Raw genomic sequence first — 263 nt, 5'->3', positions numbered from 1 at the left:
CCTTGGCCGCGATGATCGACGATCACCACGTCGTAACCGCAGTGGAACAGATCGTAGGCCACCTCGGGGTATTTCACGTAGCTTTCGATGCGGCCGGGGCTGACCACCACCACGCGCTGATGCCGCGCGGAACTGAAACGCACAAAGCGGATCGGCACGCCGTCCACGCCGCTGAACTCGCCTTCTTCGCGCTGCCGCCAGAAATCCAGCAGCGGCCCGGTGGCGAAGGCAGCGAACTGCGTTTCACGCGTTAACCAGTCATC

1 protein-coding gene is annotated in these 263 nt (G+C 63.1%); it reads right to left on the bottom strand.

The features are described from left to right. A partial coding sequence (locus tag RAD10_RS42075; protein ID WP_461622045.1) for a serine aminopeptidase domain-containing protein occupies positions 1-263 on the bottom strand: 263 nt, incomplete at both ends.

Source organism: Bradyrhizobium sp. 23AC, assembly GCF_054863025.1.
The sequence above is the reverse complement of the archived record's forward strand: the minus strand, read 5'-3'. Positions and strand labels throughout refer to the sequence as shown.